The organism is Mangrovibacter sp. MFB070, from assembly GCF_000705335.1.
GTDB classification, from domain to species: domain Bacteria; phylum Pseudomonadota; class Gammaproteobacteria; order Enterobacterales; family Enterobacteriaceae; genus Mangrovibacter; species Mangrovibacter plantisponsor.
Genome location: NZ_JJMI01000022.1, coordinates 305,674 through 321,958, shown reverse-complemented (window position 1 = coordinate 321,958; position 16,285 = coordinate 305,674). Strand labels below are relative to the sequence as shown.

The 16,285-nt window shown below is 51.4% G+C and carries 15 protein-coding genes; 4 read left to right on the top strand and 11 right to left on the bottom strand.

The window, feature by feature from the left end:
- Positions 1-4: 4 nt before the first annotated feature.
- The 9 genes from pabC to yceD all read right to left on the bottom strand — a co-directional run bounded on the left by pabC (position 5) and on the right by yceD (position 7,155).
- Positions 5-805, bottom strand: a complete 801-nt coding sequence (gene pabC, locus DT73_RS10795) for an aminodeoxychorismate lyase (protein ID WP_036108217.1) — start codon at positions 803-805, stop codon at positions 5-7.
- 111 nt (positions 806-916) lie between these two features.
- Positions 917-2,158: a beta-ketoacyl-ACP synthase II gene (gene fabF / locus DT73_RS10790; RefSeq protein WP_072006938.1), complete on the bottom strand. Its 1,242-nt coding sequence runs from the start codon at positions 2,156-2,158 to the stop codon at positions 917-919.
- 87 nt (positions 2,159-2,245) lie between these two features.
- On the bottom strand, positions 2,246-2,482 hold the full coding sequence (acpP, locus tag DT73_RS10785; RefSeq protein ID WP_003857954.1) for an acyl carrier protein: 237 nt from the start codon (positions 2,480-2,482) through the stop codon (positions 2,246-2,248).
- 264 nt (positions 2,483-2,746) lie between these two features.
- Positions 2,747-3,481 carry a 3-oxoacyl-ACP reductase FabG gene (gene fabG, locus DT73_RS10780; RefSeq protein ID WP_036108209.1) on the bottom strand — a complete coding sequence of 245 codons (735 nt, stop codon included), beginning with the start codon at positions 3,479-3,481 and terminating at the stop codon, positions 2,747-2,749.
- 11 nt (positions 3,482-3,492) lie between these two features.
- Positions 3,493-4,422 (bottom strand): ACP S-malonyltransferase, encoded by a 930-nt coding sequence (gene fabD / locus DT73_RS10775; protein ID WP_036108207.1) that lies wholly within the window; start codon positions 4,420-4,422, stop codon positions 3,493-3,495.
- A gap of 17 nt (positions 4,423-4,439) precedes the next feature.
- On the bottom strand, positions 4,440-5,393 hold the full coding sequence (locus tag DT73_RS10770; protein WP_036108205.1) for a beta-ketoacyl-ACP synthase III: 954 nt from the start codon (positions 5,391-5,393) through the stop codon (positions 4,440-4,442).
- A gap of 6 nt (positions 5,394-5,399) precedes the next feature.
- Complete coding sequence (gene plsX / locus DT73_RS10765; RefSeq protein WP_036108201.1) at positions 5,400-6,434, bottom strand: phosphate acyltransferase PlsX; 1,035 nt, start codon at positions 6,432-6,434, stop codon at positions 5,400-5,402.
- 12 nt (positions 6,435-6,446) lie between these two features.
- On the bottom strand, positions 6,447-6,617 hold the full coding sequence (gene rpmF / locus DT73_RS10760; RefSeq protein WP_036108199.1) for a 50S ribosomal protein L32: 171 nt from the start codon (positions 6,615-6,617) through the stop codon (positions 6,447-6,449).
- A gap of 16 nt (positions 6,618-6,633) precedes the next feature.
- Positions 6,634-7,155, bottom strand: a complete 522-nt coding sequence (gene yceD, locus DT73_RS10755; RefSeq protein WP_036108196.1) for a 23S rRNA accumulation protein YceD — start codon at positions 7,153-7,155, stop codon at positions 6,634-6,636.
- Between the two features lie 142 nt (positions 7,156-7,297).
- On the opposite strand from yceD, the gene DT73_RS10750 reads away from it, so the two are divergent.
- Together DT73_RS10750 and DT73_RS10745 are read left to right on the top strand one after the other, a co-directional pair.
- Entirely contained in the window at positions 7,298-7,882 is a 585-nt protein-coding gene (locus DT73_RS10750) for a nucleoside triphosphate pyrophosphatase (protein WP_036108193.1), read from the top strand.
- Between the two features lie 80 nt (positions 7,883-7,962).
- Positions 7,963-9,147, top strand: coding sequence for an alpha/beta fold hydrolase (locus DT73_RS10745; RefSeq protein ID WP_084172269.1), 1,185 nt, complete (start codon positions 7,963-7,965; stop codon positions 9,145-9,147).
- Between the two features lie 3 nt (positions 9,148-9,150).
- Here DT73_RS10745 and rluC read toward each other — a convergent pair whose 3' ends face one another.
- Positions 9,151-10,110, bottom strand: coding sequence for a 23S rRNA pseudouridine(955/2504/2580) synthase RluC (gene rluC, locus DT73_RS10740; RefSeq protein ID WP_036108189.1), 960 nt, complete (start codon positions 10,108-10,110; stop codon positions 9,151-9,153).
- Positions 10,111-10,683: 573 nt separating this feature from the next.
- Between rluC and rne the strand changes: the two genes are divergently transcribed.
- Entirely contained in the window at positions 10,684-13,899 is a 3,216-nt protein-coding gene (gene rne / locus DT73_RS10730; protein ID WP_036108186.1) for a ribonuclease E, read from the top strand.
- Positions 13,900-13,976: 77 nt separating this feature from the next.
- Here rne and DT73_RS10725 read toward each other — a convergent pair whose 3' ends face one another.
- Positions 13,977-14,912 carry a LysR family transcriptional regulator gene (locus DT73_RS10725; RefSeq protein ID WP_036108183.1) on the bottom strand — a complete coding sequence of 312 codons (936 nt, stop codon included), beginning with the start codon at positions 14,910-14,912 and terminating at the stop codon, positions 13,977-13,979.
- 118 nt (positions 14,913-15,030) lie between these two features.
- Between DT73_RS10725 and DT73_RS10720 the strand changes: the two genes are divergently transcribed.
- Positions 15,031-16,260, top strand: a complete 1,230-nt coding sequence (locus DT73_RS10720; protein WP_036108180.1) for an MFS transporter — start codon at positions 15,031-15,033, stop codon at positions 16,258-16,260.
- Positions 16,261-16,285: the final 25 nt, after the last annotated feature.

Below are 16,285 nucleotides of genomic sequence, written 5' to 3'. Positions count from 1 at the left end.
ATTTTTACTCACATAGTGGGGCAAGGAAGGTAAACAACTCTCGTGATGTGTACCGCGTGGTGATGGCCTGCCGGACCGGAATTATTGGCATCAAAGCATTGCAGATGAAGGCTTCATCTGCGCGCAGCAACGCATCAGGGGCAGCCCGTACTTGATGCACCATTCTGCCCTGCCGCGTTAATTCTGCCATTATATGCTGGCGCATTGTTCCGTTCACACCGGAGCGGTCAACCAATGGCGTGTATACTGCCTCGCCCTCTCGCCAGAATAAATTAGCGGCACAACATTCCACCATCATGCCATCACTGTCAAGAACAATGGTTTCATGCTGGTTTGCCTGTTCAAGTTCCGCCCGAATAAGAACCTGTTCAAGCCGGTTAAGGTGTTTTATACCAGCAAGCTGGGGGTTAATCCCCATACGGACAGAACTCAGCCCCAGTGTCACTCCGGCGTTTTTCCATTCAGCATAAAAGGAAGGGAAACCTGAGACAGACAATATTCTTACCGGGCTGCCACATTGCGCTGGACTGTAACCACGCCCACCACTCCCTCGGCTGATAATCACTTTCAGAACAGCAAGATCCTGAGAACGAGCCATTTCAGCCATTTCTGCTGCCAGAGTTTGCCATTGAGTAAAAGGGATAAGCAGACGCTGGCAGGCTTGCTGCAAACGAGCAATGTGATGAGATAAAAAACGAATTTCACCGGCAACAATTCGTGCGGTAGTAAAGCAACCATCGCCAAACTGAATGGACCGGTCGTTCGCTGGCAGGTGTGACTGGTATTCACCATTAATCAAGAACATCGCACATCCTCACATCATGGAGGCGATAGTGTGACAGGCGGCGAAGTTGAGGGCAAGAGAAGGAGTCTGAGACAGATAAGGCCCGTAATACACGGGCCTGAAGTCACTGTGTTATACACGTTTGAATATCAGCGAACCGTTAGTGCCGCCAAAACCAAAAGAGTTACACAGAGTATATTCCATACCCGATACCTGACGAGCTTCATGAGGCACGAAATCAAGGTCACAGCCTTCATCAGGATTATCAAGGTTGATGGTAGGCGGAACAGACTGGTCACGCAGTGCGAGAATCGAGAAAATTGACTCAACCGCACCAGCCGCACCCAGCAAATGCCCGGTCATAGACTTGGTGGAACTAACCAGAACACGTTGCGCTGCTTCGCCAAAGACTGTTTTCACAGCCTGTGCTTCTGCTTTATCGCCAGCAGAAGTGGATGTACCGTGGGCATTCACATACCCCACCTGCTCAGGTGTAATACCTGCGTCACGCAGTGCATTAACCATCGCCAGAGCAGCACCTGCGCCATCTTCCGGTGGTGATGTCATGTGGTATGCATCGCTGCTCATGCCAAAGCCAGTCAGCTCAGCATAGATTTTAGCGCCACGTTTTTTAGCATGCTCGTACTCTTCGAGCACCAGGATACCAGCACCATCACCCAGGACAAAACCATCACGGTCTTTATCCCACGGACGGCTTGCTCCCTGAGGATTATCATTGCGCGTTGACAAAGCGCGTGCAGCGCCAAAGCCACCAACACCCAGAGGGGTACTGGCTTTTTCTGCTCCGCCAGCAAGCATTACATCAGCATCGCCATACGCGATAATACGCGCAGCGTGACCAATGTTATGAACACCAGAAGTACAGGCTGTAGCGATAGAAATGCTTGGACCACGTAAACCAAACAAAATAGACAAGTGCCCGGCGACCATATTCACAATGGTGGACGGAACGAAGAACGGACTGATTTTCCGTGGGCCACCTTTTACCAGCGAACCATGGTTTTCTTCAATCAGGCCTAAGCCGCCGATACCAGAGCCAATAGCGGCACCGATACGATGGGCATTTTCTTCGGTAACTTCAATGCCGGCGTCCTGAAAGGCCTGAATACCAGCAACAATTCCATATTGAATGAAAGCATCCATCTTGCGTTGTTCTTTACGCGAGATGAAGTCATCACAGTTAAAATCCTTTACTAAGCCAGCAAATTTAGTTGCAAAGGCGCTAGTATCGAAATGGTCGATCAGGCTGATGCCACTCTGACCGGCAAGCAGAGCTTTCCAGGTGGACTCTACAGTATTGCCGACAGGAGACAACATGCCCAGTCCGGTCACAACTACACGACGCTTAGACACGTTTGTCCTCCAGGGAGGGAAATTATTGATACGCGTGGGACTAAAAGATAAAACTCAGGCGGTCGAATGACCGCCTGGAGATGTCACTTACGCCTGGTGGCCGTTGATATAATCAATGGCAGCCTGAACGGTGGTGATTTTCTCAGCTTCTTCGTCCGGAATCTCAGTATCAAACTCTTCTTCCAGAGCCATTACCAGCTCAACGGTGTCAAGAGAATCGGCGCCCAGGTCTTCAACGAAGGAAGCGCTGTTAACAACTTCTTCCTGCTTAACGCCCAGCTGTTCGCCGATAATTTTCTTAACGCGTTCTTCGATAGTGCTCATACTCTTAAATTTCCTATCAAAACTCGCTTTCGCGATGGTTTTCGTAGTGTATAAAATGTTGAAAAAGATGCAACTAAATCCCGGCAGGTCTTACCACGATTTTACGCTATTTTGCGGGTATTCCCGCTAATAACGCAAATAATTTTCTACTTCTCCGCACTCAGACTCAATAAACGCAGAATTTTCGCACATTCCCTGATTATATCTCAGACAAGTGGACAATCTGTATTCAACGACATTCCGGGCAAAAAAAGTATAGCGTGGTTACACCATGTACATTCCACCATTGACGTGCAAAGTTTCACCAGTGATGTAACCTGCGTCGTCAGAGGCCAAAAATACAACCGCATTGGCGATTTCCTTCGCGTCACCGAGGCGACCCGCAGGAACCTGCGCCAGAATACCTGCACGCTGATCATCAGACAGCGCACGCGTCATGTCCGTTTCAATAAAACCCGGAGCAACAACGTTTACTGTAATGCCGCGTGACGCCACTTCGCGTGCCAGTGATTTACTAAAGCCAATCAGACCGGCTTTTGCCGCAGCATAGTTAGCCTGACCAGCATTTCCCATGGTACCAACCACAGAACCGATAGTAATAATACGACCATGACGCTTTTTCATCATAGCGCGCATTACTGCTTTAGACAGACGGAAAACTGATGATAAGTTGGTTTCAATGATATCGTTCCACTCATCATCTTTCATGCGCATGAGCAAGTTATCTCGAGTTATTCCGGCATTATTAACCAAAATATCGACTTCACCAAACGCTGAACGGATGTTTTCCAAAACAGACTCAATAGATGCCGGGTCGGTCACATTCAGTACCAGACCTTTCCCGTTATCACCTAAATAATCGCTGATTGCCTGGGCACCATTTTCGCTGGTTGCCGTACCAATCACTTTCGCGCCACGTGCAACCAGGGTTTCTGCGATTGCACGCCCGATACCACGGCTTGCGCCAGTAACCAGAGCGACTTTACCTTCAAAACTCATAATGTTCCTCATTATTGCTCAAGCGCTGCTGACAGTGCGGCCGGCTCATTGATGGCCGATGCAGTCAGGGTGTCAACAATACGTTTAGTCAACCCGGTCAGTACCTTACCAGGGCCTGCTTCAAATAACTGACTTACGCCTTGAGCAGACATAAACTCAACACTCTGTGTCCACAATACCGGGCTGTATAACTGACGAACCAGGGCTTCCCGGATAGCGTCCGGAGAGGTTTCGCATTTTACATCAACGTTGTTAACAACGGGAATGGCTGGCGCATTAAATGCGATATTTTGCAGTTCAACTGCCAGTTTTTCAGCCGCCGGCTTCATTAACGCACAGTGGGAAGGTACGCTGACAGGCAACGGCAGAGCGCGTTTGGCGCCTGCAGCTTTACAGGCAGCCCCTGCTCTTTCCACCGCTTCTTTATTGCCAGCAATAACTACCTGGCCCGGCGAGTTGTAGTTAACCGGGGAAACGACCTGACCTTGCGCAGACTCTTCACAAGCCTTAGCGATGGATGCATCGTCAAGGCCGATAATGGCAGACATTGCACCCGTGCCTTCTGGCACTGCTTCCTGCATGAATTTACCACGCAGTTCAACCAGACGTACTGCATCACGAAATGCGATAACGCCTGCGCAAACCAGAGCAGAATATTCGCCCAGGCTGTGCCCGGCCATCAGCGCTGGCGTTTTGCCGCCTGCCTGCTGCCAAACACGCCATAAAGCGACAGAAGCCGTCAGCAATGCAGGCTGTGTCTGCCAGGTTTTATTCAATTCTTCTGCCGGGCCTTGTTGAGCCAACGCCCATAAGTCATAACCCAGCACATCAGAGGCTTCACGAAATGTTTCTTCAACCACCGGATACTGTGCAGCAAGTTCAGCCAGCATACCAACAGACTGAGAACCCTGTCCGGGGAAAACAAAAGCAAATTGTGTCATTTTTTTGTCCCTGCTAATCAAAAGCGAACCAGTACAGAACCCCAGGTGAACCCGCCACCAAAGGCTTCCAGCAGAACTAACTGACCCGGCTTAATACGCCCGTCACGTACCGCTTCATCCAGCGCTGACGGAACAGATGCCGCAGAAGTATTACCGTGCCGGTCCAGCGTCACCACCACACTTTCCATTGGCATGCGCAGTTTTTTCGCAGTCGCGCTAATAATACGCAGGTTAGCCTGATGGGGCACCAGCCAGTCGAGATCTTCACGATTGAGGTTATTTGCTGCCAGTGTCTCATCAACAATATGAGCAAGCTCGGTAACCGCCACCTTAAAGACTTCATTCCCTGCCATTGTCAACCAGGATGGATTTTCCGGGTTAACACGGTCAAGGTTTGGCAACGTTAACAGGTCACCGTAAGCACCATCAGCATGCAAATGCGTGGAAATGATACCAGGTTGTTCAGATTTGGACAGCACCACAGCACCAGCACCATCACCAAATAAGATGATGGTACCACGGTCTGCAGGATCCAAAGTGCGTGCCAGTACGTCAGAACCGATCACCAGCGCGTAATCAACTGCGCCATTTTTGATATATTGATCAGCAATACTTAACGCATAGGTAAACCCGGCACAGGCTGCGCCTACATCAAAGGCCGGGCAGCCTTTAATACCAAGCTGAGCCTGGATTTGGCATGCAGCACTTGGGAACGCGTGCGTCGAAGACGTTGTGGCAACAATGATTAAGCCAATTTGTGTTTTATCAACACCGGCCATGTCAAGCGCATTACACGCAGCCTGATAACCCATGGTCGCAACGGTTTCTTCCGGCGCAGCAATGCGGCGCTCACGGATCCCAGTACGAGTAACGATCCACTCATCAGTGGTTTCTACCATTTTTTCCAGGTCGGCGTTAGTACGCACGTGTTCAGGCAAATAGCTGCCCGTACCAATAATCTTTGTATACATGTACGCTCAGTCACTCTTGGGTAATACAGATTTCAGGCGAGAAGCAATTCGCTCAGGGATTTGCCGCCGCACCGCCTGCACTGCCTGTTCAATCGCGACCTCAAACGCTCGCTGATTGGCCGCACCGTGGCTTTTAATTACAGTGCCGCGCAATCCTAACAGACAGGCGCCATTATACTGGTCGGGGTTGAGGTGACTGAATCGCCTTTGCAGGCTTTTTTGTAACCAATGCTTTAATAAAATCAGCCACCACGCCCTTTTTTTCCCTTCCGACTGCGATTTCAGCAGCGAAAGAAACATTCTTACCACACCTTCCATGGTCTTTAATGTCACATTGCCAACAAACCCGTCACAGACCAGCACATCCGTTTTTCCGGTCAGTAATTCATTTGCTTCCAGATATCCGATGTACTGAATAGCCGGCAGTGCCGCCAGAACAGCCGCGGCACTACGAATAGGTTCAGGGCCTTTGGTTTCTTCTTCACCAATATTCAGCAGCGCAACACGCGGCTGAGACAGCCCTAACAGCTCTTCCGCCAGGACAGAACCCATAATAGCGAATTGCACCAGCATATCACTGTCACAATCCACATTAGCACCCAGGTCCAGAACGACTGTTTTTCCACGCATCTGGTGTGGCAGCATTGTTACCAGTGCCGGGCGCTCAATTCCATCCAGCGGCTTTAATAATAATTTTGACAGGCCCATCAATGCGCCAGTATTTCCGGCGCTGACACAGGCCTGAGCCCGCCCTTCTTTCACCAGTTCCAGCGCAATGCGCATGGAGGAGCCACGGCTGTTACGCACAGCATGCGATGGCCGGGCATCACTGGCAATAACTGACTGAGCAGGAATAATCTGCAAACGTGACCGTTGGTCAAAATCAGCTTTGGCAAGTAATGGAGTAATGGCGTCGGGATTGCCGACCAAAAGAAGGTTCAGTTGCGAATTAGATTCCAGTGCCTGCAAAGCTGCAGGCACTGTCACAGCAGGGCCAAAATCGCCCCCCATGGCATCTAACGCAAGGGTTAGACGTGTCAAAGTATCGCCAGATTACTTAGCGATTACCTTGCGGCCACGGTAGAAACCGTCAGCAGTAACGTGGTGGCGCAGGTGCGTTTCACCAGAAACTTTATCTACAGACAGGCTGGCAGTGGTCAGCGCGTCATGAGAACGACGCATGCCACGTTTGGAACGGGTTGGTTTATTCTGTTGTACGGCCATGGACCTTACTCCTCAATTACTTACGCTTTAAACTTGCTAATACGGCAAATGGGTTTGGTTTCTCCGCCTCTGCAGGCAGTTCACCAAAGACCATGTCCGCCTCGGACACTTCACAGTGTTCAGAATCATGCACCGGAACTACTGGTAAGGCGATGATGATTTCATCTTCGACCATAGCCAGCAGATCGATTTCACCGAACTCGTTAACCTCGATCGGTTCATACGCTTCCGGGAGTGCTTCAGCCTGCTCGTCAGAAACGACCGGACTAAAACAATACGTTGTGTGAACCTGATGCGGGAATGTGTTGCCGCAGCGCTGACAAGTCAGAGTAACCGACACCTTCGCATCGCCAGTAATAACGGCGAGACGCTGGTTATCAATTGCGAACGACATTTCGCATTCTACATCACTGTCCACACTGACGACGGATTCAGCAACGCGCTCCGCCTGCTCAGGGGTATATATGCCCTGGTAGTCGAGGCGTTTTTGAGCGGTGCGTACCGGATCCAGTGTCAGGGGTAATTTTACCTTTTGCATAGGGCGCGCATATTAACTTTGTAACGTCTTAGAGTCAAAGAAAAAGGCATTATGACTCACCTTTTGCCATTTATTCGCACACATTGCGGCTGCACAGTTTAAAATGTGGCGAACAAATTCGCTATAGATGACAGAAAAAAATATGCTTCCAATTATACTGGCCTCCACTTCAGTGTTTCGCCGAGAGCTGCTTAACCGGCTTGCTCTGCCGTTTACCTGCGCAAGCCCGGACACAGATGAAACGCCATTTCCAGGTGAAACATCCGACCAACTGGTTAAACGCCTGGCAGAGCAAAAAGCCCGCTCTTTGGCAGGGACTTATCCTGGTCATTTAATTATTGGTTCTGATCAGGTTTGCTTACTGAATAATACCATCACCGGGAAACCCTATACGGAAGAAAACGCAGTCAAACAATTATTAGCTGCACAAGGCAAAAAAGTACGTTTTTCTACCGGCATTGCCCTGCTTAATACCCAAACCAATCACATTCAGGTTGATGTTGAACACGTTGATGTCTGGTTTCGCCCGTTGTCAGAGCCTGAAATCCGCCGTTACGTCACATTAGAACAACCGTTACATTGTGCAGGCAGTTTTATGTGTGAAGGGCTTGGAATAACCTTATTTGAGCGCATTGACAGCAGAGATCCCAATACACTGATTGGCCTGCCGCTAATACGGTTATGTGAAATGCTGCGTGCCGCCGGAGCAGACCCTTTAGCAGAATAATGCCGTACCGATCACACCAGGCAGGTGCTGTGTCATTGTACCCTCCATAAATAAAACAGCGTTTCATTTATGGAGATATTATGTCGATACCCTTCACCCGCCAGGCACTTTTACTGACCATGAGTTTGGCGAGTTTTACCACGCAGGCAGGAGATACTACATGGCAGCATCCAGGCATTGTTGAAGGTAACTTACCCGCCTGGTACCCACAACTGGCACAGCAACTCGCCCCTTCAGATAGCTGGCTTAACGGCCATTATGCCCAGTTTCCCACCTGGCGGGCTCATGCACGGCAACTTGTCCGAGATGCCCTGCTGACACCAGACTCTCACCGCCCATTCGCCCCTGAAGTACTCAGCCGCCAGCAACGCGATGGCTACCATGCTGAGAAAGTTGCACTGAATATCACCGATGACAGCCGTATTGCCGCACTTGTGCTCACCCCGGATACCGCAGGCCCTCATCCGGCCATCGTGCTATTACACGACCACGGCTCAAAATTCGATATTGGCAAAGAAAAAATGATACGCCCGTGGGGAGATGCAGCCAAAGAAGCGTCAGCCAAAGCCTGGGCAGAGAAGTTCTTTACCGGGCGTTTTGTTGGTGATGAGCTGGCAAAACGGGGCTACAAAGTTATTGCTATTGATGCACCAGGCTGGGGTGACCGTGGCCCAATGACCTATGAGCAACAACAGGCGCTTGCCAGTAATTTTTTCAATTTTGGGCGCTCACTGGCTGGTGAAATGGCATATGAAGACCTGCGTACTGTCGATTTTCTTGCCTCACAGCCTGATGTAGATAAAGCACATATTGGCGTACTGGGGTTTTCTATGGGAGGTTACCGGGCCTGGCAACTGGCCGCGTTATCCGACAAAGTTGCCGCGACTGCGGTTATCTCCTGGTTTGGCACCTGGCAAGGGCTAATGACCCCGGGGAATAACGTTTTGCGCGGGCAATCGGCCTTTTATATGCTCCATCCGGGTTTGAATGCCAAATTAGACATTCCCGATATCGCGGCAATAGCCGCTCCTGCACCCATGCTTATTTTTAGCGGTGGGAAAGATAAGCTGTTCCCTGCCAGTGCCGTAGATGCAGCCTGGGAAAAAATGCACCGAATCTGGCAGTCACAAGGGGGAGAATCACATTTACTGACAAGGCGCTGGCCAGACCTGGGCCACGTTTTCTATCAGGAACAACAGGTGGTTGCATTTGACTGGCTGGACAGGTGGTTACAGCCGGGTAAAACATCTCCCGGCGTAAAATAAGAATCAGCCGCGGCTGGTTTTGCGCAAATAGCTAAGGCACTGCCTCAGTTCATTATCCAGCGGTGCTTCAATGCGTATGGTTTCGCCCGTTGCCGGGTGAGTGAATCGCAGGGCTGCGGCATGAAGGAACAAACGCCCCAGCCCACTGCCGTTTAGCTGGCTGTCGAACTCCCGGTCACCGTAGCGGTCATCAAACGCGATAGGATGGCCGGCATGAAGCGTATGCACACGAATCTGGTGAGTTCTCCCGGTTACCGGGCTGCAACGAACCAGGGTGGCGAAACCAAACCGCTCTTCCACTTTGAAGCGAGTCTCCGACGGTTTACCTTCACTACTGACCTTTACCATGCGCTCACCACTTTTCAGAATATTCTTTAAAAGCGGTGCCTGGACAACTTTAACGTGAGATTGCCACTGACCACGCACCAAAGCGAGGTAGTCTTTTTGCATTCCTTTATCCCGCAGTTGCTCATGGAGCGAACGCAGGGCAGAACGCTTTTTGGCAACCAGTAAGACACCGGATGTATCCCTGTCCAGCCGGTGTACCAGTTCAAGAAAACGTGCTTCAGGACGCAATGCCCGCAACCCTTCAATGACACCAAAACTGAGGCCACTGCCGCCATGTACCGCTGTGCCAGAAGGCTTGTTAAGAATAAGGATATGGTCGTCTTCATACAAAATGGCGTCAGTCAGTGCAGCCACTTTTTGCAAATGAGGCGACACCGCATCTTCTTCCCGCTCAGCAACCCGCACAGGGGGAATGCGCACTTCATCGCCATCAACCAACTTATACTCTGGTTTGATACGTTTTTTGTTTACCCGCACCTCACCTTTACGCAGGATGCGATAAATCATACTTTTGGGCACACCTTTCAGTTGTGTGCGCAAAAAGTTATCAATTCGTTGCCCGGCTTCCTCGTCGGAAATAGCAACTATTTTTACGGTTGGTGTCTCGGTTTTCATGGTGCGCGATTCTAATTACCCCGGACTGATAGCGCCACTTATTTTTCTGTGCTTATATTATTGCGCAGGCAGTTTAAAAATGCTTCCGGGCGTTTTTTTGCTGCTATTTGCAACAATCAGAAATGTGACGTTAAAAAACTGTGAGTAACCAGGTGATAAATGGCAAATGTCATCTTGCTATAACTGGCCTTGCAGTGGAATAATGTTGCGGTTTTCCGCGTTGAGACCTGTAAGAACAAGGAATTTTGCGGAATTACCAATTTTGCCTGAATGTTCATCAACGCAGCAATGGCGTAAGACGTTTTGTACTTTCAGGCAGTTAGCGGGCTGCGGGTTGCAGTCTGGCCGGTAAATGGAAGCTTCTCTGGCGAAAACATTCCCAGGCAGTTCCCCTATAAACAGCGCTGTTTTTCCGTTTGAAATACAGGCTACCGACACGCTGCGCCTCTCAGCAAGCGACAACCGTGAGGTTGACGACTTAGCGAATAGTCACGAGGCCATCGGTTCACATCCGGTCAGCGATTACCTTGCCCGCAGTTCTGTCGTCAATGTAAGAATAACGAGTAAGTTACGATGAAAAGAATGTTAATTAACGCAACTCAGCAGGAAGAGTTGCGCGTTGCCCTGGTAGATGGCCAGCGTCTGTATGACCTGGATATTGAAAGCCCCGGGCATGAGCAAAAAAAAGCCAATATTTACAAAGGTAAAATCACCCGCATTGAACCCAGTCTGGAAGCTGCATTTGTTGATTATGGCGCTGAAAGACACGGTTTCCTTCCTTTAAAAGAGATTGCCCGCGAATATTTCCCGTCCAACTATTCCTCTCATGGTCGCCCAAACATTAAAGATGTTTTGCGTGAGGGGCAGGAAGTTATCGTTCAAATTGATAAGGAAGAGCGTGGTAACAAAGGTGCCGCACTGACTACCTTTATCAGTCTGGCTGGCAGTTACCTGGTTCTGATGCCTAACAACCCTCGTGCTGGTGGTATTTCACGGCGTATTGAAGGTGAAGACAGAACTGAGCTGAAAGAAGCACTGTCTTCCCTGGAATTGCCTGACGGCATGGGGCTGATTGTGCGTACCGCGGGTGTTGGTAAATCAGCGGAATCCCTGCAGTGGGATTTGAGTTTCCGCCTGCGTCACTGGGAAGCCATCAAGAAAGCCGCTGAAAGCCGCCCGGCACCTTTTCTTATTCATCAGGAAAGTAATGTCATTGTCCGCGCATTCCGTGACTACCTGCGCCAGGACATCGGTGAAATCCTGATCGATAACCCGAAAATTGTTGAGCTGGCTCGCCAGCACATCGCTGCACTGGGGCGCCCGGATTTTTCCAGTAAAATCAAATTGTATACCGGTGAAATTCCGTTATTCAGCCACTACCAGATCGAGTCGCAAATTGAGTCTGCCTTCCAGCGTGAAGTGCGCCTGCCTTCCGGCGGGTCAATTGTTATCGATTCCACTGAAGCGCTTACTGCAATCGATATCAACTCCGCGCGCGCAACGCGTGGTGGCGATATCGAAGAAACGGCACTGAATACCAACCTGGAAGCGGCAGATGAAATTGCCCGTCAGTTGCGCCTGCGTGACCTCGGTGGTTTGATTGTTATCGACTTCATCGATATGACACCAGTACGCCACCAGCGTGCTGTAGAAAACCGTCTGCGGGAAGCCGTACGTCAGGACCGCGCACGCATCCAGATAAGCCATATTTCTCGCTTTGGTTTACTGGAAATGTCTCGCCAGCGTCTCAGCCCTTCCCTGGGTGAGTCCAGCCACCATGTGTGCCCACGCTGTAGCGGTACCGGTACTATTCGTGATAACGAATCATTGTCGCTCTCTATTTTGCGCCTGATTGAAGAAGAAGCGCTGAAAGAGAATACCAAAGAAGTTCACGCCATTGTTCCAGTACCTATCGCGTCTTACCTGCTGAACGAGAAACGCTCAGCGGTTAGCGCTATTGAACAACGCCAGCCAGATATCCGTTGCGTTATCGTACCGAACGATAATATGGAAACACCGCACTACTCTGTTGTGCGTGTACGCAAAGGTGAAGAAACACCAACCCTGAGCTATCTGCTGCCGAAATTGCACGAAGAAGCGATGGCGATGCCGTCAGAGGAAGAACAGGCGGAACGTAAACGCCCAGAACAACCTGCACTGGCAACCTTTGCCATGCCTGATGTACCGCCTGCGCCACCAGAAGCACCTCATCGTGCAGCGCCTGCAGAAAAAGCGGCATCTGCTACAGCACCTGCAGGTCCTGGTTTCTTTGGCCGAATTGCCGGCGCACTGAAATCACTTTTCGGTTCCAGTGAAGACACCGCCAAAGAGGCACCGGTTTCTGAGCCAGAAGCTGAGAAGAAAGCCGACCGTGGCCAGCGCCAGCAGGACCGTCGCAATAACCGCCGTAACCCACGCCGTGATCGTAACGAGCGTAATGAACGCTCTGAACGTAACCCGCGTAACGAATCTGACAACGCAGTTCAACCTCGCGATGAGAACCGTCGTGGCCGCCGCCAGAATCAAAATGCTGAAGTCCGTGAACCTCGTGGCGCCACACCTGAAGGCAGTAACACACCTGCTACCCGCGAAGAGCAAATTCAGTCTCGCCGTGACCGTAACCGTCGCCGTACTGAAGAGAAACGTCAGGCTCAGCAGGAAGTGAAAAACCTGCAACGTGAAGAAACGGAAAATACCGTTGATTCAACTGCAACTGCCGAGAAAGAGACTCATGTTCAGGTAATGCCACGCCGTAAACAACGCCAGCTTACCGAGAAAGTGCGTATCGAAAGTGCTGCCGCTGCTGAAAGCAACAACAACCTGCCTGTTGCTGCGGTTGAAAACGTACCGGCTACTGAACACGTACCGGCACCTCAGGAAACTGCAGGGTTGTTACCAGTGGTACAGGCTGAACAACCTGAAGCTGGTGAAGAGAATGGGGATGCACGCGAAAACAATATGCCGCGTCGCTCACGCCGTTCTCCACGCCACCTGCGTGTCAGTGGGCAGCGCCGTCGCCGTTACCGTGACGAGCGTTACCCGTCACAATCACCGATGCCGTTAGCCGTTGCCTGTGCTTCGCCTGAAATGGCGTCCGGCAAAGTGTGGATCCGCTACCCGGTAACACGCCCGGCAGACGACGTCGTCCAGGATGCGCCAGTACCGGCTGAAGCCTCTCAGGGTGTGGCCGATAACACTTCTCTGCCTGTTGCCGCTGATGTTGCACATATTGACACTGCGCCGGTTGCTCCAGCAGATATCATGCCTGAAACACCTGTTGCCAGCGAACAGGAAGCAACAACTCAGGCAGTTGATAACGCAATGGTTAACAGTGAAGAAACCGAAGTTGCGCCTGCCGTTGAAACGGTTGCTCCTGCAGAAGCAGTTGAACCTGTAGAAGCAGTTGAACCTGTAGAAGAGCAGGCTGCACCTGTGGTGGATAAAGCAGAAACAGTGAAACCGGTTGAAGCACCGGTAACAGAGCAGCAGGCTGATACTTCCGCCAGCGAGCCTGAAGCAGTAACTGAATCGCCTGCTGAAGTGGCAGAAGTGAAACACAGCCCGGTTGAGGAAACTGTTGCTGCGGTTCACAGTGAAACCAGCCAGTTCCATGGCACCGCAACTGCGCCAGCCACTCGCGCACCTGCTCCGGTATATGTACCAGAGCCGGCTCGCCACAGTGACTGGGTACGCCCGGCATGGGAATTTGAAGGTAAAGGTTCTGCTGGTGGCCACAGTGCCAGCCACCAGGCGACCGCACCTGCAACCAGACCACAGCCGCAGGCATAACAGGGTGTAACAGCAACAACGAAAAAGCCTGCTCAATTGAGCAGGCTTTTTTATTTATAGTCAGCCACACAAAACTGTCACCGCTGGCGTTTGCCTTCCTGCATACCACTCAGCCCGGGCATTACCGAGCGCATCAAGTCAATAAACATCCGTAACCTTACAGGGTAGTAGTTCGCCCAGGGGTAGAGTAACCAGACAGGTAGCGGCCAGGCCTGCCACTCAGGCAGTACATGGACCAGCGCGCCACTACGCAAATCCTGCTCGACTATCCATGCAGACAGCACCACTGCCCCAACCCCGCCCAGTGCAGCCTTGCGCGCTGCATACAGGCTGTCCGTATACAAACGGGGAGACAGTGTCACTTCCACGGTTTCACCTTTCTGGTTCGCCAGGATAAGAGCCTTACGATAAAAAGAGCTTACTGAGATCCAGGGTAACTGGCTTAATTCCGCGGGCGTGTTGAGCGGTTTTACCTGAGCGGCTACATCAGGCGTGGCAACGGCAATGCGTGGCACTTCCGCCAGCTGGACTGCGACTGTATCCGGATTAGTTATATCCCCAACATGGATAGCGCAATCAAGGTTATCAGCAATAAAGTCCGGCGATTTATCATTAAGTAACCACTCCACATTCAGCCCGGGGTAGCGGCCCAGCATATCGATGAGTGGTGCCATCAGTTGATCCTGGCCGAAGGCATGAGGCGCCCGAACACGTAACAAACCGGACGGCAGGTTATCGGCATTGCTCAATTCGTCTTCCAGTGCAGACCAGGAACCGGCAACGTGGCGGGCATGCTGATAGCAGTGTTCGCCGTCTTCTGTAAGGCTCATTGCATGGGTAGTTCGCAGCAACAGCTTAACACCCAGCATCGTTTCCAGTGTTTTCAGGCGGCGACTGACCGTTGCCTGAGTCAAAGTAAGCTGGCGTGCCGCAGACGATAACGAACCCGCTTCGACAATGCGCACAAAGGTTTGCAGCAGTTCAATTCTGTCTATACGTTCAGTTGTTTTCACTCAATAACCAGTTATACGTTTAACGTATAACTGTTGTACACCGGCGTGGGCTACACCGCCAGCAGTTTCCCCCTCACAATACAGTCCATACACAGTTTGTCCTGATAAGGAAACCACCATGTCTGGTACTACATTGCACTCTGAACGCCCTCTGAGCACGGGCCTGATATTCTCACTGGCTGCTGGTGCAGGGTTGAGTGTCGCATCGATTTATTATGCACAACCTATCCTGCCACTACTGGGGCAGTCATTATCACTTTCTGTTGATGGAATGGGGCTGATTCCAACACTGACGCAAATGGGTTACGCGTTGGGTATCTTATTTTTGATTCCCCTCGGCGACCGTTACGACCGCCGGGCCATTATTCTGCTCAAATGCATTATTTTGGCACTGACACTCGCAGCATGCAGTTTCACCAGTTCATTACACAGCTTGCTGGCTACCAGCCTGCTGATTGGGATGACAGCGACCATTGCGCAGGATATTGTTCCTGCCGCCGCCATTCTGGCTCCGGCTGGCAGGCAAGGGAAAATCGTCGGGACGGTAATGACCGGCCTGCTACTGGGGATTTTGCTGTCCCGAACCGTTAGCGGTTTGGTTGCTACCTGGCTGGGCTGGCGAGCAATGTATCAACTCGCAGCTCTCAGCATTCTGCTTATCGGCACCGTGCTGTGGCGTGTTCTTCCCAGGTTTGCCACGCATTCAGAGCTGAGTTACCCGGGTCTGCTGCGCTCCATGGCGACACTGTGGAGCCGTTACCCAGGGTTGCGGATGGCCGCAGCCGCCCAGGGCCTGCTTTCCATAGGCTTTAGTGCATTCTGGTCTGTACTGGCATTGATGCTACTGGAGAACTACCACCTCGGCAGTGCCGTAGCCGGTGGGTTTGGGCTGGCAGGTGCCGCTGGCGCACTGGCTGCGCCGTTATCAGGCAGCCTGTCAGACAAAATAGGCCCGGAACGCGTAACGGTGATGGGTGCCGCACTGGTCACTGTGTCTTTTGCCAGCATGTTTTTGCTGCCATTGCTGCCTCTACATGCGCAGTTGTGCCTGATAGCACTGGCGGCAATTGGTTTCGACCTTGGTCTCCAGTCCACATTAATTGCCCACCAGACACTGGTGTACAGCCTTGAGCCTCAGGCAAGAGGCCGTCTGAATGCCCTGCTGTTTACTGTCGTGTTTATTGGCATGGCTGTGGGTTCTGTATTGGGTAGTAAAGCGTGGGTATCAGCCGGGTGGCCGGGTGTGCTGGCTCTCGCCAGTGTCACAGGTTTACTGAGTCTGGTCATTCGTTGGTGGGCCATTCGCCGCCATTGCGCCAGCCATGCTGGTAGCGTTGCCGAAGAATAAAAAAAATCCCGTACCGGGGTGCCAG